Source organism: Actinomycetospora sp. (genome assembly GCF_036497585.1).
Taxonomy (GTDB): domain Bacteria; phylum Actinomycetota; class Actinomycetes; order Mycobacteriales; family Pseudonocardiaceae; genus Actinomycetospora.
The window spans coordinates 1-21548 of record NZ_DASXJD010000076.1 but is presented as its reverse complement, the minus strand read 5'-3'; the positions used below and the strand labels follow the sequence as shown (position 1 = coordinate 21548).

Below are 21548 nucleotides of genomic sequence, written 5' to 3'. Positions count from 1 at the left end.
GGCGGCGAACCGCCGGTCCGGTGGCGAGCTCACCCGATCTGTCCCGAGTCGACCTGGGCGTCGGTACCCGGCGCGAGGGTCGCGTCCCCGATCCCGCCCTCCGGCGTGATCGACGCCCGTCCGGCGGCCTTGTCCTTGCCGACCTGCTCGGCGGCGGAGAGGTGCACCTTGCGGATGGTGTCGAGCATCGGCGAGTACCGGGTGGAGCCCATGTCGCAGAAGTCCAGGGCGAACTGCGCGCCGCCCGCGTGGAACTTGTCCTTCTCGCACGGCAGGTCGATGCGCTCGTGCGGCTCGCGGATCACCCCGAGCGGGTCGTCGCCGTTCTCCACCGACGCCATCTGCTGCTTGAACATCTTGCGCAGCATCGAGACGCCGATGTCGGAGCGGCCGAGGTGCTCGGTGGTGCGGTCCGTGATCGGACCCTGCGTGCACCAGGCCATGATGTCCTGGCCCTCGACGTAGTTGACGACGTGGCGGCCCTGCTCGTCGAACACCGGGATCTCGTAGTCCGGGATCGCCGGCTGCTCGAGGGGTTCGTAGCCCTCCGGGGCGTGCACGGTGTAGAGCATGAACCGCGTCGTCGTGCGGTTGATCGGCACGCGGATCTGCATCTGGTGGACGCCGCCGCCGCCTACGCGCATGTTGTAGGGGAAGACGAGCGGGTGCCCGACCTTCCAGTCGTCGTTGTCCTCCGAGGCGCCGGCCAGGATGCGGCGCTTGATGATGCCCCACTCGAAGGCGTCGAAGCCGATGCGCTGGTGCTGCTTGCCGAACGACGCCGGCGCGGTGAAGCCCTCGTGGTTGCCGATGAACTCGAAGTAGCGGCCGTGCAGGTGCTCGACGTGGTGCGGGTCGACGGCGTTCTCCATGACCTGCACGTAGTTGCAGGGGATGTCGGCCCAGCCGATGTCGCGGTAGCCGTCCATCACGTAGACGTCGAACCGGGGGAGCAGCGGCGCGGGGTCCGGGCCCAGGTAGGCCCACACGAGGCCGCCGAGCTCCTCGACCTTCCCGGCGGTCGCCCGGACCCGGCTCTGGAAGTTCGTGTTGTCCTTCTCGGCGGGCTGGTCGGTGCACGCGCCGTCGGTGTCGAACTTCCATCCGTGGTACGCGCAGCGCAGCCCGTCGCCCTCGACGACGCCGTAGGCCATCGATGCCTTCCGGTGCGGGCACGGCTCCGGGATGATCCCGTAGCGGCCCGACGGGGAGCGCCAGAGCGCGAAGAACTCCCCGAGCAGTTCCACCCGCTTGACGGGGAACTCGGCCATCTCGCGGGTGAACGCCACGGGGTACCAGTAGCGGCGGAGGACCTCGCCCATGCGGGTCCCGGGCTCGACGGCGGTGAGCTCATCGTTCTGCTCGGCGGTCAGCACGGCTGCCTCCCCAGGTCGTGGTGGTGCGGATCACGCTAGGGCGGCCGACGGTGGGGGAGAAAGCGCGCTGTGCCGGAGCGCGGGACAGGTCGGAGGACGGGGGCCGGCCGTGGGTGAGCGGCGCCGTCCTGGCGTCGGACGCCAGGATCGTGCCGTTGCTGCCATGCCGGGGAGCGCGGGCCGAGTGCCGCCCCTACCCGTGCTCGCGGTGCAGCCGGGCCAGCATCCGGTTGTAGGCGGCGAGGGCGTCGTCGTCCTCGTCCAGGTCCCCGTCGTCGCGCGCGGCCCCGTCGTCCCCGGTCTGCTCGGAGAACGCCGAGCGCCGCGCCGACTCCAGCCACGGCCCGAAGTCCACGCGCCCGCTGGGGTCCGCGACCCACATCCGGCCGAGCAGCACCATGATCACCATCATCAGCGCGTCCCCGCCGACCCACATGATCCCGCCGCCGAGGTGGACCCCCTCGAGGTCGTAGGCGGGGAACATCGACGCCGGCGCCAGCATGAGCACGACCCCGACGAGCGTGTCCACCCCCATCGCGATGAGCATGAGCACGAACCGCGCGAAGTAGGCGGGCCGCCGGGGCAGGACGTCGACGCCGATCGCGGTGTGGAAGAACAACAGCCCGGCGGCGAGGTAGAGCACCTGCTCGGTGCGGTGCAGCGCCATCGAGCCCGCCATCGCCTCCATGAACCCGGTGAGGTGGGTCAGGACGATGACCGCGGCGTAGACGACGAGCACGGTGGCGGGGAACGTGACCGCGCGCGCGACACGCCCCCCGATGACGGCGTCGAAGGCGCGCGCCGGGGCGCCCCGCAGCTCGCCGCGGAGCAGCTCGAGCGGGTGCGCGGCCACCCAGAACGCCGGCACCACCATGATCAGCATCAGGTGCATGACCATGTGGACCGCGAACGCGCCGTGCCCGAACACCGCGATCCCGGAGTTCCAGGTGAGGACGGCGGCCGCGAGCGCGGCGAGGAACGACGCCGTCCGGCGCCTGGGCCAGGAGCCGTGCCGGACCGCGGCGGTCAGGTAGAGCGCGCCCAGCACGACGAGGACGGCGTCCACCCCCCAGGCGGGCTCCCAGGTGGTGAGCACGGCCGCCCACGCCGGACCCGGCGTCGGTCCCACTGGCATGTCCACCGGTCCATGGTGCTCTCCTCCCGCCCGGGCGGCTCGCCACCGGGCTGCGCCGGTCGCCACACCGGCCACCGTGTGCAAGCGCGTCGAATTCTCGGCGTCGAATTCTCGGCGTCGACTTCCCGGCCACGGAGAATGGCTCTCCACGCTTCCGGCGATCCGTGGCCGGACGATTCTGGAAAGCTCTCGAGAGGAGGACGTCCGTCTTGTCCTGATCGTGCCGCAAGCAGGCGATCCGCGACGATCCAGCAGCACAGAGCCACGACCTCCCTGTGGAAATGGTGTGAGGGAGATGTGCGCGGTAACGACTTCGAGCGGGATCACGACCAGATCACCGTGACCTCGGGGCGGTGCAGGAACGTTTTCGTCCCCGGTCTAGGGTCCGCATTCTTGGATGTCGTCGCCGTGTCGAGTGTCGCCGTTCCGGCGACGCACGCCCGCTGTCAGGAGGCCACGCTTTGACCGACGATCCCGGCCGGCTCCGGTCCGCCACCGACGTGCGCGAGCACCCTGCTCCGTCGCACCCTCCGTTCCCGGCGCCGCCGCAGCACGGCCACGTCCCGGGTCCGGACTACCACGGTCCGATCTGGGTGCATGGGACCGGCTGGGTCGTGCCGCGGGGCTGGCACCCACCGCACGGCTGGCACCCGCCGCAGGGCTGGCACGAGCCGCGCCACTGGGACCACGACGCCTTCCGGCACTGGGTGCACGAGCACTACCGCAGCGACCACGACTGGCGCGGCTGGGAGCACCACCCCGGTCACCACGAGGGTCGTGACCACGAGCGTCCGTGGGAGCACCGCGACGAGCATCGCGCGGGCTGGGAGCACCGCGACGAGCACCGCGACGGCCACCACGAGGGACGCGGCCACGACCGGCCCTGGGAGCACCGCGACGAGCACGGACACCCCGAGCCCCACGGACCGCAGCGCCCGCTCCCGGAGCACCGGGGCGGCGAGCACCACGGTCGCCCCGGCCAGCACCAGCCCGGCCAGCACCAGCCCGGTCACCACGAGCCGGGGCGTCCCGAGCATGGCGAGCACGGCCAGTCCTTCGGTCAGCCGTCCGGCGGCCCCCTGGCGCCCGGGGTCGCGCCCGCCGCGGCGTTCGGCGGAGGCTCCTTCGGGGCGGGGCAGGGAGCGCCGGCGGCCGAGCGCGGTCCGGTCGCCCAGGCCGGCGCGGCCGGTGGCGGGGCCGCCGCTCCGGGGGGTGCCACCCCGTTCGACCCGAAGTCGCCGGGGCCGGTCGCCTCGCAGCCGCTCGGGCACAACATCACCCAGGCCGCGGCCGTGAACACCCCCGACTACCAGCAGGTCGCCTCCCAGGGCGCCGGCGCGTCGGCCGGCCACGGCACCACGCCGGCCGCCCCGCACGCCGACCTCGGCGGCCAGTCGGGCACGGGCACCTCGGGCACCGCACCCGGGGCGGGCACGACGACCTCCGGGACGTCCACGGCGCCCGGGGCCCACACGGGGACGCCGGGCGCGGACCCGACGCCGGGCGCGGGGGCAACCTCGGGCACGGGGGCGACGCCGGGCACCGGCGCCACGCCGGGTGCTGGTGCGACTGGCGGACAGATCCCGACGACCCACACCACGGCTCCGACGCACACCGGCGTGCCCGGCACGACCGGTGCGGCGGGCACCGCGCCGTCGGACGGTCACGCGGGTCTGACGAGCGGGCTCACCCCGCAGGACCCGGCGGCGCACGTCGCACCGACCACGCCCGACCCGGCGCACCACGCCACCGACCACACCACGCCGCCGGGGCACTGACCGCCCAGGCACCCGCAACGGGAGGGATCCGCCCTGTCCGTGATGATCCGTTCCACGGTGAGCGGCAGCGCTGATCTCTCCCGTCTGCTGGAACGGGCCGACCGGCTGGCCGGTGCGGCCGGTCGGCCCGACCTGGTGGAGCGGCTCGGGACGGTCCGCTCCTGGCTGGCCAGTCGACCCCTCTGCATCGCCGTGAGCGCCGGCGCCGGCTCGGGCAGCGCGCTGACCCGATCGCTGTCCCGGGTGTCCTCCCGGATGTTGCCGGGGGCGTCCTTCGTGGACGCCCTCGGCTCGTCGGGGATCGGCCGGACGGTGCCGTCCAGCTCCGTGGACGTCGTCCTCTACGTGTCCGACGCCCGGCGGGAGTACGGGCGGGTCGAGCTGGACGCGCTCGCGCGGCTGCGGGCGCAGTGCTCGCAGGTCGCGGCGGTCCTGACGAACTACGAGGCCTGCCCGGATCTCGCCGGCGTGCAGGCGCTCGACCGGCAGCGGCTCCAGGGCGCCGGACTCGACACCCCGGCGATCCCGCTGCTGCCGGTGTCGACGGTGATGTGCGACAACGCCTGGCTGCGCAACGACGACGGGTCGTTGGTCGCGTCGGGCGTGCCCCAGCTGGTCGAGTACCTCCGCGACCACGTCGACAGCGCCGTCGACACCCGGTTCCGCGACGCCGTGCTGGTCGAGATCCGACAGGTCGTCGAGGCGCTCCTGCCGTCGTGGTCGGCGGAGCTGACCCAGCTGCAGGGGGAGACCGCCTCACCGGGACGACGCCAGGAGGCGGCCGCCGCCGAGCTCGACCGCCGCCAGCGGCTCTCCACGGCCTGGCAGATCGCGCTGGCCGACGGCGTGACCGAGATGGGCGCCCAGGTCGACTTCGATCTCCGGGAGCGGTTGCGCGAGGTGCTGGAGTCCGCCGACGAGCAGGTCGCGAAGGGCGATCCGTTCGGGGACTGGCCGGGCTTCGACAAGACCGTGCGTGACCAGGTCCGGGCGGCGGTCGCCGCCGACTACGAGGTGCTGCGCGACCGGGCCACCCGCCTGGCGACGACGGTGGCCGCCGAGATGACGGGCACCCCGGACGGTTCGCCGGGCGGGGTGGCGCTGCCGCGGATCCGGGTGGCGGACCCCCACGACGCGTTGCGCCGTCTCCCCGCGATGCCGCCACCCGACGGCGGCGGCAGCCTGCTCTCCCGCATCGTCAACAGCGTGCGGGGCTCCTACGGCGGCATCCTCATGGTCGGCGTCCTCACCAGCCTCGCCGGGCAGCAGCTGATCAGCGTCTACTCCGTGGGCGCCGGACTGCTCCTGGGCGTCTTCACCTTCTTCGAGGACCGCAAGAACACCCTCGAGCGACGGCGGGCCGAGGGCCGGGTGGCGGCGGCCAAGCTGCTCGACGCCGCGAACTTCCGGGTCGGCGACGACCAGCGCACATGTCTGCGCGCGGTCCAGCGGACGTTGCGCGACCACTTCACCGTCGTCAACGACGAGCGCCTCCGGCAGGCGGCCGAAGCCGTGCGGACCGCGGCTTCCGACGACGGCGCCGCCGCGGGACGGCTCGCCGAGCTGGAGTCCGGCCTCGCCGAGCTGCACGAGCTCCGTCAAGCGTTGTCGACCGGGCAGTACCCCGCGGTCGACGCCCACGGCGGCCGCCGCCTCGCCGCGGTCAGGTCGCCCTGACCCCGTTCTGCGCGGGAAGCTTCCGAGCGAAGGGGTAGCTTCGGTCGAATAGATCGGCCGCGGGCGCCCCTCGCCGGAACGCGGACCTCAGACCGGCAGTGCCGACATCGACTGCCACTCCGGCCAGGTCAGCGACCAGTCGTAGATGTCGGTTCGCGGCATCGGCACCGGGCTGCCCGTGACCTCCACGGGATCGCCGAAGAGCGCGGTGTTGAAGTAGTTCTCGGCGTCCTGGGTCGAGAGGTTGACGCAGCCGTGGGTCACGTTCTCGTTGCCCTGGGCCCCCTCCGAGAGCGGGTTCGCGTGGATGAACTCGCCGTTGTTGGAGATCCGGACCGCCCAGTGCTCCGGCACGTTGTTGTAGCCGTACGCCGGGTTGGACATGAGCACCGTCTGCTGCTTGCTCATGACGACGTGGACGCCGTTGGTCGTGTTGCGGTTCGGGTCCGCGCCCAGGCCGTAGCTGGCCGGCACGTCCAGGAGCGTCTTGCCGGTCCCGTCGACCACGAGCATGTGGAAGGAGTTCACGTCGGCCTTGACGATCTGCGCTCGGCCGATCGTGAAGTGCGAGCTCACGTTCTTCGTGCCCCATGTCCCGCCGCCGACGTCGACGCCCTGCAGGTTCGCGGCCACGCTGACCTGCGTGCCGGGCTTCCAGTAGCTCTGCGGGCGCCAGTGCGCGCGGGAGCCCTGCTCGGTGTCGGGCAGCCAGGCCCACGAGCCCGGGGTCGGCACCGACGTCTGCACCGAGAGGGCGCGCTGCGCGGCCGCCTTGTCGGCCACAGTGCCGTCGAACTGCACGATGATCGGCGCCGCGATCCCGACGGTGGCCCCGTCGCCGATGTTGAGGTTCGCGCCGATCTCGTTCTGCGGCGTCACCGTGGTGAACGAGCCGGTCAGTGGCTGGGCCGCGCCGTTGCCGTCGAGGACGACGCCCTTCCACGTGTAGGTCGCGGCGAAGGCGAGCGTCGCGGTGCTGGTCCACCCGTCGGGGAGGGCGCGGCCGGGGACGGCCACGCCGTCGGGCCCGACGAGGGCGATGTCCGTGAGCCGCCCGTCGGCGACGTGGACGCTGGCCGGCTGGGCCGGGCCGACCCCCGTGGCCCCTGCGGCGGGCGTGGTGGTGATCCGCGGCGCGGGCACCGGTGGCGCCTCGGCCTGCGCCTCCGATCCGGCCCGGGAGGACCCCGGTCCGGCCGTCGCCCGTTCGATGTTGCCCCACACGGTGACCGCCGCGAGTGCCACCGCGAACGCCACCATCACCCCGAGCAGAAGCCGCCCGAGCCCCATCGACCCACACCCCACACGCGTCGACACCATTGGCGGCCCCGGGTCCCGGGGCCCTCACCGTCGGACGCGTCGCGTCCCTGCCGGTTCCACCATGGTGCCCCGCCCGTGACGTGGACGTGGCGCGGCGCACCGGTTCCGGGACGATTCGTGACCTCGCCGGGCCCTACCGCCCCGGGATCGGCTTCCCCGAGAACAGGTACTTCTGGGCGAGCGCGACGGGGTCGTAGGCCGGCGCCGTCGACATCGCCGGTTCCGGCTCCGCCGTCGTCACGGGGCGGGTCTGGACGATGCACACCGGGTCGCCCGCGCGACGGTGCCGCCCGATCACCCACTCGACGTCGACCGGGTGCCCGTAGTGCTCCTCGATGGCCGTGACCGCGGCCGCGATCGCGCCGATCTGCTCGTCGTCGAGCACCCGCCGGTCGGCGAGCTTCGCGGGCATCTCGATCTCGGTGACGGCGCCGACCGCGAAGTCGAACGCGCTCACCACCTTCTTGTGCGCCACGTCGTAGCGCAGCACCCGGCCGTCGGCCTTGCCGACCTCGATGTGGTCGGGGTCCACCAGGCCCTGCACGATCGCCTCGCCCCAGCCCCAGCTGGTCTCGAGCACGATGCGGTCGCGCTTGCCGGTGACCGGGTGCACCGAGAACGCCACCCCGGAGGCGCGGGCGTGGATGAGCTCGATGACACCGACCGCGATCGGCATGTCGTGGTGGCTGATGCCGCGCCGGAGCCGGTAGGCCAGCGCCCGCGCGGTGAAGAGCGAGCCCCAGCATCGGCGGAGCGAGTCGAGGACCCGCTCGATGCCCGAGACGCCGAGGTAGGTGTCGAAGATCCCGGCGAACGAGGCGTCGGCCGCGTCCTCGCCAGTGGCCGACGAGCGCACCGCGACCGGCACGTTGACGTCGACGGCGCGCAGGCACAGCTCCTCGTAGGCCTCGGTGAGCCGCGCGGTGAGGTGCTCGCTGATCGGCGTGCCCGTGAACAGCTCACGGATCGTCGCGGACGCCGTCTCGACCTCGGCGTCGGTCGGCTCCGGGCCGAGCCCGGCGAGCACCTCGTCGATCCGCGGGTCGAGCCCGGACTCCCGGCAGTGGCGCCGGTAGGCGTCCACGGTCACCGCGAACCCCTGGGGGACCTGCACCCCCGAGGCGAGCAGTTCGGCGAGGCGGCCCATCTTCGCCCCGCCGCGCGCCACCGCCTCCTCGGGCGGCACCTCGTCGAGCCAGGCGATCGCCTCGCAGCTGTGCCGCTCCGGGGCGGGCTCCGGCGGTTGCACGGTCGCCGCCGTCACGCGGGGACCTCGGGGGCGCTCGCCACCGCCGCCGGGGCGGCGGCCGCCCGACCGAGCACCGTCACGATCCCGGCGGTGCCGTCGACCTCGATCTCGTCGCCGTCGCCGATGGACAGCGTCGCGACGCCGGTGGCGGTGACGGTCGGCACGCCGTACTCCCGGCCGACGATCGCCGCGTGGGAGAGCATCCCGCCGCCGTCGCAGACCGCGCCCGCGATCTTGCCGAAGGCCGGCGTCCAGTTCGGCGACGTCGACTCGCACACCAGGATGGAGCCGGGCTCGAGGCGGTGGAGCTCGTCGGAGGACTGCAGCACGCGCGCGATCCCGCGCGCGGTGCCCTTGGCGGCGGCGACCCCGGAGATCGTCGTCTGCTCGGCCGCCTCCGGGTTCTGCACCGCCTTGATCGACTGCGGGTTCAGCCCGAAGATCTCGATGAGGATGGGGTCCTCGACGGCCTCGGGGACGGTCCCGAGGACCTTGGGCATCTCGCTGCGGCGGTCGTGCCAGTGGTCGAAGTACTGGCGGCGGGCGTCGACGAGGCTGCGCAGCTCGCCGTCGTAGGGCTTGTCGCCGGTGGCGACGTCGCGCAGTTCCGGCCAGAACAGGTAGAGCATGTCGTCCTGGCGGTCGGCCTTCACCCGGTTCGCCAGCTCCTGGCAGCCCCACCGCAGCGGGAGCATGACCTTGAGGTCGATGTAGTAGTTGTGGTCGTCCTGCCACCAGGGGAAGTTCGCCTCCTGGTTGGACGCGAGCCCGGCGTCGAAGACGGCCTGCTCCTCGCGGGTGAGTCCGGCCCGCGCGTTCTCGATCGCCTCCTGCCGCTCGGCCATGGCGTTGCGCGCGGCGTGCTCGAAGTCGTGGGAGTCCCGGCGCTGCAGGAAGGTCTTGACCAGGTCGAGCGGGATCGTGTTGTCCTCCATCCAGCTCGGCACGCCGACGTCGCAGGTGGCCTCCGCGCGGTAGCCGTAGATCTGCAGGAAGTCGTCGAACTCGGTGAGCCAGACCGAGGCGGCGCCACCGTGGCGGGCGAGCGCGTCGCGGAGCTGCCCGCCCTCGTGGGTCTCGAAGACTCCCTCGAGCCCCGCCGCGCGGGCCGTGAGCGCCAGCTCGTAGAGCTTGCGGTCGGTCTCCATGATCTTGGTGTCCTCGCCCTGGAGGAACTTGCCGATCTCGTTGGGGTTGATGCCCATGTCCGCGCAGGCCCCGTAGAAGCCCAGGAAGTTCGCGAGCATCGGGTACATGACGCCGAAGTGGATCTCCATCGCGCGCTTGTGGTAGCGGCGGGCCTGGCCGAGGAGGTTGGGCAGTTCGTCGCCGCGGGCCTGCGTGAAGTCGATGCCGCGGAAGTACGACCAGGTGTTCTCGAGCTCGTCGCGCCCGGACTCCCAGATGGTGCGGTAGTTCGTGAGGAAGTGCGGGAGGTTGGTCGCGATGCGTCCGGCGCGGGCCTCGATCTCGCGCGGGTCGGTCTCGGGCAGCGCGGAGCCGTAGAGGTGGGTCCCGGCGAACCGGGCGGTGACGCCGCGCCCGGGCGGCAGGGGGAGGGACTCGGCGGCGTGCTGGGTGCCCCAGCAGTAGCCGTCGCCGCTCCACAGCGTCGAGCCGAGCGGGGTCAGGCCGCGCGACCAGTGGAAGTCGAGGAACCAGAACTGGTTCTCGTCCCCGGGCCGGAAGGGGCCGGCGGGGTCGACGATCCACGGCATGTCGAAGAACTCCGGCTTGTATCCGGGGTACCACTCACCCGTGCTGTAGGCGTCGACCGGGACGACGTTCGCCATCTGACCCTCCTCGGCGATGAGATGGGGGAGACCGTGATCCAACCCTGGGGAGTGACGCAAGCAACACGTTCGCGGGGACGGAACGTTGCGTCCGGGAGAACGGGAACGGTGCCGGGTCGTCCGGCGGGGGCCTAGCGTTCGGCCGATGAGGTCCCCCCGAGCGCTGCTGCTCGACATCGGCGGTGTCCTGCTCACCTCGGCCCACGAGCAGATGGCCGAGCTGGGCGCTCGACGCCCCGACCTGGCGCCGTTCACCGACGTCCGCGGCCTGCTCGGCCCGGGGTGCGCGCCGGACGAGGTGGTGTTCGTCGACGACATCCCCGACAACGCGGCCGGCGCCCGGGCGGCGGGCCTGGTGACGATCGAGGGCGACCTGCGCGATCCGGGCGCGGCGTTCGTCGCGGCCCGGGAGGCCCTGACGTTGCGGGCGGCGGCGTGAGGGCGACGGGTCCCGACGACGACGGTGCGGCGGCGGCCGTCGTCGTCGGGGCGTCCGGGGCGCTCGGGTCGGCGATCGCCGCCCGGCTGGCGGGCGCCGGCCTCGTCGTCGTCGGCGTCGCCCGGAAGCCCCCGGAGCCCGCGACGGGCCTCGTCGGGTGCGCCGCCGACATCGGGGACGACGACGCCGTGAACGCGATCCGCGACGCTGTCGACGCCGTCGGACGGCCGGTGCGGATGGTCGTCCAGGCGGCGGGGCTGCCCGCGGCGGGACCGCTGCCGACCATCGACCCGGCCGCGCTCGGAGCCGCCGTGGCGCTCAAGGTCGGGGGGATGCTGCGCCTGGTCCGCGCGGTGGCGCACCGGCTCGGTCCCGGCTCGCGGCTGGTGGCGCTCGGCGGGCACTACGGCACCGAGCCCTCCCCTCACACCTGCGCGGCCGGGGTGACCAACGCCGCGCTGGCCAACCTGGTGCGCCAGCTCGCCGACCACCACGGCCCCGACGGCGTCACCGCCCACCTCGTCGCACCCGGTCCGGCGGACACCGACCGGCTGCGGCGCCTGTCGCAGGCCCGGGCCGACGAGCGGGGCGTGGACGTCGGGGAGATCCTCGCCGAGCGCCGGGCCGAGTCCCCGCTGGGCGCCCTGGTGACGCCGGAGCAGGTGGCGTGGGCGGTCGCGACGCTGCTCGACCCGGAGGCCGACGCCCTGACCGGATCCACCCTCGCGCTCGACGTCGGCGCCCGCCGCGGTCTCTTCTAGGTGGCCTCCGGCCTCGTGAGCACGTGCGCGGAGCGCACCTGCCGTCCAGTCCGCGGGCGGCGAACCACCCGCCGGCCGCTCCTCACGCCCCCGGGACCGGCGCGCCGGAGGGCACCCCGGTGCTCACGTAGTCCTCGTAGTGGCGCCGCCACGCGGGCGTCGGGCCGCTGCCGGGTCCGCCGACCGGGCTGCCCGCCAGGGCCGCGTCGAGGGCCTCCAGACAGACCTCCCAGCCGGCGGCGGTCCGGGCGGCGGTGTCGCGCTCGCCGAGCAGGGCGGTGAACGTGAGGCGGCACCCGCCGTCGTGACGCCCCTCGAGGACGAGCCGCAGCTCGTCGACCGCCCAGGTGAGCGTGAGCCGGTGCGGTGGCTCGTGGACGACGACGGTGCCCGTGCCACCGTCGCCGTCCGTGTCGAACGAGTACCGGACCTCGCCGCCCGCGGTCGGCGCGCCACGGCCGGGGAAGGCGACCCGCGCGGGGAACCAGGCTGCCAGCTCGGTCGGGTCGGTGACGGCCTCCCACACCCGCTCCGGCGGGTGCGGGTAGTCGCGGACGAAGCGCAGGGCGGGCCTGCCGTCGATCTCGAGGTACGTGCCGGTGGTCATCGGGGTTCCTCCGGGGTGCGGTCGAGGTGCTCGCCGAGCGCGTCGAGGGCGTCACCCCAGAGCCGGCGGTACGGGGCGAGCCAGGCCTCGAGCTCACCCAGCGGGCGGGGATCGAGGGCGTAGACCCGGCGCTGGGCGTCGGCGGTGGCGCGCACGAGGCCGGCCCGGCGCAGGACGGCGAGGTGCTTGGACGCGGTGGGCTGGGCGAGGTCGAGACGGGTGACCACCTCGCCGACGGCGTGCGGGCGTTCCCGCAGCAGGTCGAGGATCGCCCGCCGGGTGGGATCGGCGAGGACGCTCCAGGTGGCGGGCACTCCCGGAGTATGCCCGTGCGGGTATATACCTGTCGAGGCATGTGACGGGTGGGGTGTCGTTCGGTCCAACAGGGGAACCTGCGACCCTGGGTCGCGTCCGTCCTGATGGGTCTCTGGATCGAGACAGCACCGCGCGGGTGGGCCGGGTCCGCGCAGTGGTACGGCGAGCCGGCGTGGGTGCGGGGGAACGTTCGGTGGTGTCGGAGGTTGCGGCGACGAGGACGACCGGGGACCGGATCGCGGCGTGGGCGACGCGCCGCCTGGGCTCGATGGTCACCGTCTACCTGACGGTGGCCCTCTCGGCGGTCTGGATGCTGCTCGGGGCGCGGTCGGTGCTCGGGTTCGACCCGTACCCCTACCCGGTCCTGCTGTTCGTCGGGAACGTCGTCCAGCTGCTGCTGATCTTCGTGATCCTCGTCGGGCAGCGCACCCTCTCCGCGTCGGTGGAGCGGCGCGCCCAGCAGACCTACGACGACGCCCAGGCCATCCTCGGGGAGTGCCACCGGCTACAGGCGCTGATCGACGACCGCGCCCGTCTCCTCAACCGGGGCGCGACCTCCGACCGCGAGCTCGATCCCTGCGACACCGCGCCGATCATGATCAGCCCGCCGCAGGCCGTGGAACCCGCCACCGCCACCCGCAACCGACGGATCGCGGCCTGGCTGGTCCAGCGGCTGGGGAGCAAGGGCGCGGTGGTGGTGACCACTGTGATCGTCGTCGGCTGGATGCTGCTGGCGCTGGCCGGCGTCATCCCCGACCCCTATCCGTTCCCGTTCCTGCTGTTCTGCTCGAGCCTGGCCCAGCTGGTCTTCATGTTCGTGATCATGGTCGGGCAGGATGTGCTGGGCGAGGTCTCCGACCGGCGCGTGGTGGAGACGGCCAACCACACCGCCGTCGTCCTGCAGCAGTGCCGCCACCTGCGCCAGCACCTGCTCGCGCAGGACGAGCTGCTCACCGCCGTGGTCGACCGGGCGGTGGACGCGGAGGTCGGCGGGCACCTCGACGGCGGCGCCCCGGCTCCCCGCGAGCACGTCGACCGGTCGCAGGACGTGGGTTCGGGCTCCCGCTGACGCCGGGCCGCGCCCCGCGGGCCCGCACGCCCGGTCTGGCGCGCGGCAGGATGCGCGGCATGGACCTCGGTCTCGCGGGACGCACCGCGATCGTCTGCGCCTCCACCTCGGGTCTCGGCGAGGCCACCGCCCGGGCGCTCGCGGCGGAGGGTGCCCGCGTCGTCGTGAGCGGCCGACGGGCCGAGCGGGCCGGATCGATCGCGGCCGAACTGCCCGACGCGGTGGGCGTGGGGGTCGACCTCACGGACCCCGAGGGGCCCGACACCCTCGTTGCCCGGGCCACGGAGGCGTTCGGTCCGGTCGACGTCCTGGTGCTCAACAGCGGCGGCCCGCCCCCGAGCACCGCCGCGAGCATCGACGCCGACGCGATCGGGAAGGCCCTCGTCCCGCTCCTCTACGCCCAGCAGCGCCTCGTCTCGCTCGTCCTGCCCGGGATGCGGGAGCGCGGGTGGGGCCGGATTCTCGGGGTCGGTTCGGTGGGGGTGGTCGCCCCGATCCCCGGGCTCGCGCTCTCCAACATCGGGCGCGCCGCGCTCGCGGGCTACCTCAAGACCCTCGCCACCGAGGTGGCCCCGGACGGCGTCACGGTGAACGAACTGCTCCCGGGGCGGATCGCCACGGCGCGCACCGCCCAGGTCGACGCGCATCAGGCCGACCGGGAGGGCGCCGACGTCGACGCCGTCGAGGCCCGCAACGTCGCCGGCATCCCGGCGGGCCGCTACGGGCGCGCGGCGGAGTTCGGCGCCGTCGCCGCGTTCCTGTGCAGCGACGTGGCCTCCTACGTGACGGGGACCGCGGTGCGCTGCGACGGCGGACTGGTGGCGAGCCTGTAGCGGGGGTCAGAGCATCGAGGAGCGGGCGACGATCTCCTCGCGGCGCCGCGACGACGCCGGCACCCCGCCGATGCCCCAGTCCTCCGGCGGGACCTGGGCGATCCGGCCGCGCACCCGCGAGCGGGTCACCCCGAGCACGTCGCACAGCGCGTCGGTGATCTCGCGGAGCAGGCGCTGGCGCTGCTCCACCGCCCGGCCCTCGAGCACCGCCGCGACGAAGTAGGGCGCCGGGTCGCCGTCCACCGCGGCGGTGACGCCGCCGGTGGCCCACAGCTCGGGCGGGTGCATCGTCACGAAGGCCCGGACCCGACCGATCGGCGACTCGAGCACGGCCGCGTAGCGTTCGCTGACCTCGCGCAGGAGCTCCTCGATCGGGGCCGGCAGGTGCTGGCCCTCCACGAGGTGGATCTCCACGACCGGCATCTGCTGAACGTACCTCCTCCCCGTCGCCCCCCGCCTGTCCCCGACGCCGGGGCTCAGCCCTCTTCCCGCGACCGGGCCAGCTCCAGGGCCACGTCGATGATCATGTCCTCCTGGCCGCCGACGAGGCCCAGCTCGCCGCAGCGGCGGAGAATCTCGTGGGTCGGGACCTTGTAGCGCTCGGCCGCGTGCTCGGCGTGCAGCAGGAAGCTCGAGTAGACCCCGGCCCAGCCCTGCACGATCGCGTTGCGGTCCATCTTCGGCCAGCGGTGCAGGTAGGGGCGCACGACGTCCTCGGCGGCGTCGAGCAGCGCCATGACGTCGAGCCCGGTGCTGATCCCGAGGCGGTCGAACACGGCGGCGAGCACTTCGGTGGGGGAGTTGCCGGACCCGGCCCCCAGCGCGCACAGCGACCCGTCGATCTCCTTGACCCCGACCTCGGCGGCGATCACCGAGTTCGCGACGCCGAAGCTGAGGTTCTGGTGGCCGTGGTAGCCGACCCAGGCCTCGTCGCCGACCTCGGCCACCAGCGTCTCGAACCGGGCGCGGGCCTGGTGCATGAGCAGCGCCCCGGCCGAGTCGGTGACGTAGGGGCACTGGCACCCGGCGTCGACCATGATCCGGGCCTGCTTCGCGAGGTCCTGCGGCGGCGTGCGGTGGGCCATCATGAGGAACCCGACGGTCTCCATGCCCAGCTCGCGCGCCACGCCGAAGTGCTGCGGGCTGACGTCGGCCTCGGTGCAGTGGGTGGCCACGCGGACCACCTCGGCGCCGGCGTCGTGGGCCCGCCGGAGGTCGTCGGCGGTGCCGATGCCGGGCACGAGCAGAACGGCGATCCGGGCGTGGCGGGCCTCCTCGCGCGCGGCGGCGATCAGCCGGAGCTCGTCGGTGTGGGAGAACCCGTAGTTGAAGGTGGAGCCGCCGAGCCCGTCGCCGTGGGTCACCTCGATGACCTCGACGCCGGCCCGGTCGAGCGCCCGGACGGTGTCGCGGACCTGCTCCTCGGTGAACCGGTGGGCCTGGGCGTGGGAGCCGTCGCGCAGCGTGGTGTCGGTGATGCGGACGTCGTTCCTGATCTCCGGCCTGCTCATGCCGGCACCCCCGTCGCCTGCAGCTCGTGCGCGATCAGCTCGCCGACACGAACGGCCGCCGCGGTCATGATGTCGAGGTTGCCGGCGTACTCCGGCAGGAAGTCGCCGGCCCCGCGGACCTCGAGGAAGGTCGCCACGCGGCCGTTCCCGCCCCACTCCGGACGCGGCGGGTCGAACTGCGGATCGGCGCGCAGGGTGTAGCCGGGTACGTACTCCTGCACCCGCGAGACCATCGCGTGCACCGACGCCGCCACCGCCGTCGTCGTCGCGTCGTCCCAGCGTTCGCCGGGGATCGCGCAGAAGATCGTGTCCCGCATGATCATCGGCGGTTCGACGGGGTTGAGGATGATGATCGCCTTACCCCGCGCGGCGCCCCCGACCTCCTCGACGGCCCGCGCGGTGGTCACGGTGAACTCGTCGATGTTGGCGCGGGTCCCCGGGCCGGCCGAGCGCGACGCCGTGGAGGCGACGATCTCGGCGTAGGGCATGTCGACGACCTGCGAGACCGCGGCCACGATGGGGACGGTGGCCTGCCCGCCACACGTGATCATGTTGACGTTCGGGGCCTCGAGGTGCTCCGGCATGTTGACCGCCGGGCACACCATCGGCCCGAGGTGCGCCGGCGTGAGGTCGACCGCGCGGATGCCGGCGGCCTCGTAGCGCGGCGCGTTCGCGGCGTGGGCCCGGGCGGAGGTGGCCTCGAAGACGATCCGTGGCAGCGGATCCTGGGCGAGCAGCCAGTCGACGCCCTCGGCCGACGCGGCGATCCCGGCGGCGCGTGCCCGTTCGAGACCGGGGGACTCGACGACGCCGACCATCGCCGTGACCTCGATCGACGAGGTCCGGGCGAGCTTGGCCAGCAGGTCGGTGCCGATGTTGCCGGGGCCGACGACGGCCGCGGGGATCGTGCCGGGCGCAGCGCTCATGCCGGCGACGGTGACACGGGTCACCGACAGCGTGGAACCGCCGCGTTCGCGAGGGGGCAAAAGGGCGCTCGACGGCGGGTCCTCCGCCGCCTGACCCCGTCGCCGGCCCGCCCGTGCCACCGGAGGGGACTGCCCCGTCCTCCGGGGCCGCCGTGATCCCCGGAGACGGCCCGACCCTGTCGTCGGGGGCCCATGCCTGCTAGACCAAGGACATGGCGACCCCGGTCACGGCCCAGCCCGGCGCGGAGCACGCGGCGCAGGACACGGTGCGCACGGAGGTCGACGGGGTCGTCGGCCGGGTCGTGCTGACCGCTGCCCGCCGCCGCAACCCGCTCTCGGTGGCGACGATGCGCGCGGTCACCGCGGGCCTGCGCGAGGTGTCGGCCACCGAGGACGCGCGAGTCGTCGTGATCGCCGCGGAGGGCCCGGCGTTCTCGGCGGGCCACGACCTCTCCGAGATGGTCGACCGCACCCTCGCCGAGGAGCGCGAGGTGTTCGCGGTCTGCACCGAGATGATGCGCGCGGTCCACGAGGTGCCGCAGCCGGTGATCGCCGCCGTCCAGGGCATGGCGGTGGCCGCCGGGTGCCAGCTCGTCGCGTCGTGCGACCTCGCGATCGCCGCCGACCACGCCGTCTTCGGCACGCCCGGCGTCAAGATCGGCCTGTTCTGCTCCACGCCGATGGTGGCGGTGAGCCGGGCGATCGGGCGCAAGCGCGCGTTGCAGATGCTGCTGACCGGCCAGACGATCGACGCCGGGACGGCCGCGGAGTGGGGCCTGATCAACGCCGCGGTGCCCGCCGACGAGCTCGACGCCGCCGTCCGGGCCCTCGCCGAGAAGGTCGCCGACGCCAGCAGCGTGACGCTGCGCATCGGCAAGGAGGCGTTCTACCGACAGATCGACCTCTCCGAGGACGACGCCTACACCGAGATGAGCGAGGTCATGGCCACCAACGCGATGACCTGTGACGCCCAGGAGGGGATGTCCGCTTTCCTGGCCAAGCGCCCGCCGGTCTGGCAGGACCGCTAGACCACCCACCCCGTCCGGCAAAGGAGCCCGACCGATGACCTTCCCCGGTCTGCAGCACGTCGCCATCACCGTCTCCGACCTGCAGCGCTCGACCGAGTTCTACTCCCGGCTGTTCGGCACCGATCCGGTGCTCGACGAGGACGAGGAGGGCGGCGAGTTCCACCACACCGTCTACGCGCTCGACGGCGGGATGCTCTTCGGCCTGCACACGCACATGGGTCGCGAGGCCAAGGACGCCTTCGACGCGCAGCGCACCGGGCTGGACCACATCAGCTTCGCGCTGCCCGACTCGGCGTCGCTCGAGCAGTGGGGGAGCCGGCTCGACGAGCTGGGCGTCCAGCACGGCGGGATCAAGAAGGCGCACTACGGCTCGGGCATCTCGTTCCGCGACCCGGACGGCATCGCGCTCGAGTTCTTCATCGCGCCCGGCACCTGAGCGGCGGCGGTTCTGAACGAAGGGCACCTTCGGTCGACGAGATCGACCGAAGGTGCCCTTCGCTCATCCGGCCCGCCGCACCGACGTTTCGGCCGAGGGCGCCCCTCACCCATCTACTCGACCGAAGGTGCCCTTCGCTCGAAACCCCGAGCCCCGTCCTGATGAGGCGACTCACGGTCCTAGAAAGTGACTCGTCGGTCGGAACAGGGTACCGTCACGCCCATGGCACCTCGGCGCGACTACTTCGACGGCTGCGCGGCGGCCCACGCCCTCGACCTGGTCGGGGAGCGGTGGGCGCTGCTGGTGGTCCGGGAGCTCCTGCTCGGCCCGAAGCGGTTCACCGACCTGCGGACCGGCCTCCCGCACGCCAGCCCCAACGTGCTGTCCCAGCGGCTGCGCGAGCTCGAGGACGCCGGCGTGCTGCGGCGCCGCCGGCTGCCGCCGCCCGCCGCGTCCGCGGTGTACGAGCTCACCGAGTGGGGCGGCGAGCTCGAGCCGGTGCTGCAGACGCTCGGGCGCTGGGCGGCCCGCTCGCTCCCGGAGGCCGAGCACATCGGGGTGGACTCCCTGGTCCTGTCGATGCGCACCATGTTCTCGTCGGAGAAGGCGGAGGGGGTCGACGAGGTCGTGCAGTTCGTCCTCGCCGACCAGCCCTTCGTCGCCCGCGTCCGCGACGGCGCCTTCACCATGGAGCGCGGCGAGCTCCCGGGCGCCGACGCGACTGTGAACGTCCCGGCGCCCGAGGCGTGGGCGGCGGTGCTCTACACCGGGCACCCGCTCGACTCCGCGATCTCGGACGGCATGCTGACGCTGTCCGGGGACCGGGCGGCGGTCGAGCGGCTGCTGGACCTCTTCCCGATGCCCGAGCCGCTGCACGCCCCGCAGCCGGCGGCCGGCTGAGCCCGCGGGACCCGGGCCGACATCGGGGCGGCGTGCCACGATCACCCCATGAGCAGCGCTGCCCCCACCGACCCGCCCGTCCTCGTCACCCGTGACGACGCCGAGGCCGTCACCACCGTGCGGCTCAACCGGCCGGACTCGCGCAACGCCATGACCAAGGAGCTCAAGGTCGCGCTGCGCGACGCCCTGGCCGACGTCGCGAAGGACGACTCGGTCCGGGCGGTCGTCCTGGCCTCCAGCGGGCCGGCGTTCTGCGTGGGCCAGGACCTGCGCGAGCACGCCGAGGACCTGCGGGCCGGCGGCAGCGAGTCGGCGCTGTCCACGGTGACCGAGCACTACAACCCCATCGTCACCTCGCTCATCGGGATGGCGAAGCCGGTGGTGGCCTCGATCGCCGGGACCGCCGTCGGCGCGGCCCTCGGGCTCGTGCTCGCGTGCGACCTGCGGGTGGCCACGGCCGGGACGAAGTTCGCGACGGCGTTCTCGGGCATCGGCTTCGGCGGCGACTCCGGGCTGTCGGCGACCCTGGCGCACTGCGTCGGCTCGTCGCGCGCCACCGAGCTGCTGATGCTGGGGGACACCTTCACCGCCGAGCAGGCCCGCGACTGGGGAATCGTCCGCGAGATCGCCCCGGACGCCGACGCCACCGAGGAGGCCGCCCTGGCGCTGGCCCGCCGCCTGGCCGCCGGCCCGACGCTGGCCTACGCCGAGATCAAGCGCGCGGTCGCGCTCGGCACCGTCTCGCCGCTGCTCACGGTGCTCGAGCACGAGGCCCAGGCCCAGGTCCGCCTCGGCGCCACCCAGGACCACCGCGACGCCGTCGAGGCCTTCCTGTCCAAGCAGAAGCCCACCTTCCACGGCAGGTGATCAGACCTTCTGCAGCCCCACCACGCGCAGCAGGTCCAGCTTCTCGGCGTCCGGGCTGCCCGGGGCGGCGGAGTAGACGATGAGGGTCTGGTCGTCGTCGGGGACCTCGAGCGCGTCGCAGTCGAGCGTGATCCGACCGATCCCGGCGACGTCGTAGGCCTTGCGGTCCACGCGGCGGTCCTCGACGGGGCGCTCGGCCCAGAGCGCGGCGAAGCTCTCGCTCGAGCGCAGTAGCTCGTCGACGAGGCCGCGCAGCGCGGCGTCGTCGGGGTAGCGGGCGAGGGCGGCTCGCGCGCCGGCCACCGACGAGCGGTCGAGGCGACCGCGGTCGCCGTGCTCGTCCACCGGGCCGTGGTGCTCGTCGCCGCCCGGGCCGAACCGCATCCGGAGCAGGTTGCGGCGCTCCCGCGGGACGGCCGAGATGTCCCCGAGCAAGGCGTCGGCGAGCGCGTTCCAGGCGAGGAGGTCCGTGCGGGCGTCGACGAGCATCGCGGGGAGGTCCTGCATCCGGTCCAGCAGGCGCAGCACGCTCGGGCGCACGACGTCGTTCACCCGCCCCGGCCCGGGGACCGCGACCCCGGCGAGGTCGAACAGGTGGCCGGTCTCGGCCGCGGACAGCCGCAGGGCCCGGGCGAGCGCCCCGAGCACCGACGACGACGGGTGCGGGCCGCGGTCCTGCTCGAGGCGCACGACGTAGTCGACCGACACCCCGGCGAGCCGCGCCACCTCCTCGCGGCGCAGGCCCGGGGTCCGCCGCCGCGGCCCGGCGGGCAGCCCGACGTCGGCGGGGGTCAGCCGCTCGCGCCACTGCCGCAGCGCCGCCGCCAGCTCCGTCGAATCCCCTCGGGTCATGACCCCAGGCTGCCCCTCCACGCGCCCGCGAGCCTGGTACCGCGAGTCTCCGTCTCCGCCGGGCACCAGCCGCGGACGGTCAGGCGAGCGAGTCCCGCAGGTCGCGCTTGAGCACCTTCCCGACGGCGTTGCGGGGGAGCGGCTCGGTCGTGATCGCGATCCGGGTGGGCGCGGCGAACACCGCGATCCTGGCCGCCACCCGCTCGCGCAGCGCGGCCTCGTCGGGCACGACGCCGGGCGCGTGCACGACGACGGCCGCGACCTCCTCGCCGAGCGTCGGGTGCGGCACCCCGACCACCGCCGCGTCGAGGACCCCCTCGACCTCGAGGAGCTCCGCCTCGACCGCGGCGCAGTAGACGTTCTCGCCGCCGCGGATGACGACGTCCTTGAGCCGGTCGACCACGCGGATCACCCCGTCGTCGACCCGCCCGAGATCCCCGGTGCGGAACCACCCGTCGACGAATGCGGCCGCCGTCGCCTCCGGGGCGTTCCAGTACCCGCGCACCACGTTGGGACCGCGGAACCACAGCTCGCCGACGACCCCCTCGCCGAGGTCGGCGCCGGTGTCGGGGTCGACGACCCGCACGTCCGCGCTGGGCACCGGCCGGCCGACGGCGTCCGGCGCCTCCAGGTACTCGGCGCCGGCGTTGAAGGCGATGCCGGCCGTGGTCTCGGT

At 73.8% G+C, this 21548-nt stretch carries 22 protein-coding genes; 10 read left to right on the top strand and 12 right to left on the bottom strand.

The window, feature by feature from the left end; genetic code table 11:
* Positions 1 to 29 precede the first annotated feature (29 nt).
* Both VGH76_RS07010 and VGH76_RS07005 read right to left on the bottom strand, forming a co-directional pair.
* The gene (locus tag VGH76_RS07010) at positions 30 to 1376 is read right to left on the bottom strand and encodes a Rieske 2Fe-2S domain-containing protein (protein ID WP_331555906.1); all 1347 of its coding nucleotides are present in this window, start codon (positions 1374 to 1376) and stop codon (positions 30 to 32) included.
* 193 nt (positions 1377 to 1569) lie between these two features.
* Positions 1570 to 2511 (bottom strand): cytochrome c oxidase assembly protein, encoded by a 942-nt coding sequence (locus VGH76_RS07005; protein WP_331555907.1) that lies wholly within the window; start codon positions 2509 to 2511, stop codon positions 1570 to 1572.
* 461 nt (positions 2512 to 2972) lie between these two features.
* On the opposite strand from VGH76_RS07005, the gene VGH76_RS07000 reads away from it, so the two are divergent.
* Together VGH76_RS07000 and VGH76_RS06995 are read left to right on the top strand one after the other, a co-directional pair.
* Positions 2973 to 4289 (top strand): hypothetical protein, encoded by a 1317-nt coding sequence (locus tag VGH76_RS07000; protein ID WP_331555905.1) that lies wholly within the window; start codon positions 2973 to 2975, stop codon positions 4287 to 4289.
* Positions 4290 to 4346: 57 nt separating this feature from the next.
* On the top strand, positions 4347 to 5966 hold the full coding sequence (locus VGH76_RS06995) for a hypothetical protein (protein WP_331555904.1): 1620 nt from the start codon (positions 4347 to 4349) through the stop codon (positions 5964 to 5966).
* Positions 5967 to 6053: 87 nt separating this feature from the next.
* Here the strand turns inward: VGH76_RS06995 and VGH76_RS06990 are convergent, their stop codons facing one another.
* The 3 genes from VGH76_RS06990 to VGH76_RS06980 form a co-directional block, all read right to left on the bottom strand.
* On the bottom strand, positions 6054 to 7256 hold the full coding sequence (locus tag VGH76_RS06990) for a L,D-transpeptidase (RefSeq protein ID WP_331555903.1): 1203 nt from the start codon (positions 7254 to 7256) through the stop codon (positions 6054 to 6056).
* A gap of 163 nt (positions 7257 to 7419) precedes the next feature.
* Positions 7420 to 8550 (bottom strand): PEP/pyruvate-binding domain-containing protein, encoded by a 1131-nt coding sequence (locus VGH76_RS06985; protein ID WP_331555902.1) that lies wholly within the window; start codon positions 8548 to 8550, stop codon positions 7420 to 7422.
* Positions 8547 to 10328, bottom strand: a complete 1782-nt coding sequence (locus tag VGH76_RS06980; protein ID WP_331555901.1) for a PEP-utilizing enzyme — start codon at positions 10326 to 10328, stop codon at positions 8547 to 8549. Before VGH76_RS06980 ends, VGH76_RS06985 begins: the two co-directional genes overlap by 4 nt.
* A 145-nt stretch (positions 10329 to 10473) precedes the next feature.
* On the opposite strand from VGH76_RS06980, the gene VGH76_RS06975 reads away from it, so the two are divergent.
* Both VGH76_RS06975 and VGH76_RS06970 read left to right on the top strand, forming a co-directional pair.
* On the top strand, positions 10474 to 10767 hold the full coding sequence (locus VGH76_RS06975; protein WP_331555900.1) for a hypothetical protein: 294 nt from the start codon (positions 10474 to 10476) through the stop codon (positions 10765 to 10767).
* On the top strand, positions 10764 to 11528 hold the full coding sequence (locus VGH76_RS06970) for an SDR family NAD(P)-dependent oxidoreductase (protein ID WP_331555899.1): 765 nt from the start codon (positions 10764 to 10766) through the stop codon (positions 11526 to 11528). Before VGH76_RS06975 ends, VGH76_RS06970 begins: the two co-directional genes overlap by 4 nt.
* Before the next feature lie 82 nt (positions 11529 to 11610).
* On the opposite strand, the gene VGH76_RS06965 is transcribed toward VGH76_RS06970, so the two are convergent.
* The gene (locus VGH76_RS06965; protein WP_331555898.1) at positions 11611 to 12135 is read right to left on the bottom strand and encodes an SRPBCC domain-containing protein; all 525 of its coding nucleotides are present in this window, start codon (positions 12133 to 12135) and stop codon (positions 11611 to 11613) included.
* Complete coding sequence (locus tag VGH76_RS06960) at positions 12132 to 12449, bottom strand: metalloregulator ArsR/SmtB family transcription factor (RefSeq protein ID WP_331555897.1); 318 nt, start codon at positions 12447 to 12449, stop codon at positions 12132 to 12134. Before VGH76_RS06960 ends, VGH76_RS06965 begins: the two co-directional genes overlap by 4 nt.
* 194 nt (positions 12450 to 12643) lie before the next feature.
* Between VGH76_RS06960 and VGH76_RS06955 the strand changes: the two genes are divergently transcribed.
* Entirely contained in the window at positions 12644 to 13519 is an 876-nt protein-coding gene (locus VGH76_RS06955; protein ID WP_331555896.1) for a DUF1003 domain-containing protein, read from the top strand.
* A 59-nt stretch (positions 13520 to 13578) separates the two neighbouring features.
* Positions 13579 to 14352 (top strand): SDR family oxidoreductase, encoded by a 774-nt coding sequence (locus VGH76_RS06950; RefSeq protein ID WP_331555895.1) that lies wholly within the window; start codon positions 13579 to 13581, stop codon positions 14350 to 14352.
* Between the two features lie 6 nt (positions 14353 to 14358).
* Here the strand turns inward: VGH76_RS06950 and VGH76_RS06945 are convergent, their stop codons facing one another.
* Genes VGH76_RS06945 through VGH76_RS06935 form a run of 3 tightly spaced genes read right to left on the bottom strand, consistent with a single transcriptional unit; the run spans position 14359 to position 16789 of the window.
* Positions 14359 to 14775 (bottom strand): tautomerase family protein, encoded by a 417-nt coding sequence (locus VGH76_RS06945; protein WP_331555894.1) that lies wholly within the window; start codon positions 14773 to 14775, stop codon positions 14359 to 14361.
* A gap of 53 nt (positions 14776 to 14828) precedes the next feature.
* A complete protein-coding gene (gene dmpG / locus VGH76_RS06940; protein WP_331555893.1) occupies positions 14829 to 15863 on the bottom strand; it encodes a 4-hydroxy-2-oxovalerate aldolase in 1035 nt (344 codons plus the stop codon).
* Positions 15860 to 16789: an acetaldehyde dehydrogenase (acetylating) gene (locus VGH76_RS06935; protein WP_331555892.1), complete on the bottom strand. Its 930-nt coding sequence runs from the start codon at positions 16787 to 16789 to the stop codon at positions 15860 to 15862. The genes dmpG and VGH76_RS06935 overlap by 4 nt, the downstream gene beginning before the upstream one ends.
* Positions 16790 to 17001: 212 nt before the next feature.
* Between VGH76_RS06935 and VGH76_RS06930 the strand changes: the two genes are divergently transcribed.
* The 4 genes from VGH76_RS06930 (at position 17002) to VGH76_RS06915 (ending at position 20020) form a co-directional block, all read left to right on the top strand.
* Positions 17002 to 17817, top strand: coding sequence for an enoyl-CoA hydratase (locus tag VGH76_RS06930; RefSeq protein WP_331555891.1), 816 nt, complete (start codon positions 17002 to 17004; stop codon positions 17815 to 17817).
* A 34-nt stretch (positions 17818 to 17851) separates the two neighbouring features.
* On the top strand, positions 17852 to 18253 hold the full coding sequence (locus VGH76_RS06925) for a VOC family protein (protein ID WP_331555890.1): 402 nt from the start codon (positions 17852 to 17854) through the stop codon (positions 18251 to 18253).
* Between the two features lie 222 nt (positions 18254 to 18475).
* Entirely contained in the window at positions 18476 to 19153 is a 678-nt protein-coding gene (locus tag VGH76_RS06920; protein WP_331555889.1) for a winged helix-turn-helix transcriptional regulator, read from the top strand.
* Positions 19154 to 19201: 48 nt separating this feature from the next.
* Complete coding sequence (locus VGH76_RS06915; RefSeq protein ID WP_331555888.1) at positions 19202 to 20020, top strand: enoyl-CoA hydratase/isomerase family protein; 819 nt, start codon at positions 19202 to 19204, stop codon at positions 20018 to 20020.
* Here VGH76_RS06915 and VGH76_RS06910 read toward each other — a convergent pair whose 3' ends face one another.
* A complete protein-coding gene (locus tag VGH76_RS06910) occupies positions 20021 to 20872 on the bottom strand; it encodes a helix-turn-helix transcriptional regulator (protein ID WP_331555887.1) in 852 nt (283 codons plus the stop codon).
* A 79-nt stretch (positions 20873 to 20951) separates the two neighbouring features.
* A partial coding sequence (locus tag VGH76_RS06905; protein WP_331555886.1) for a class I adenylate-forming enzyme family protein occupies positions 20952 to 21548 on the bottom strand: 597 nt, incomplete at its 5' end.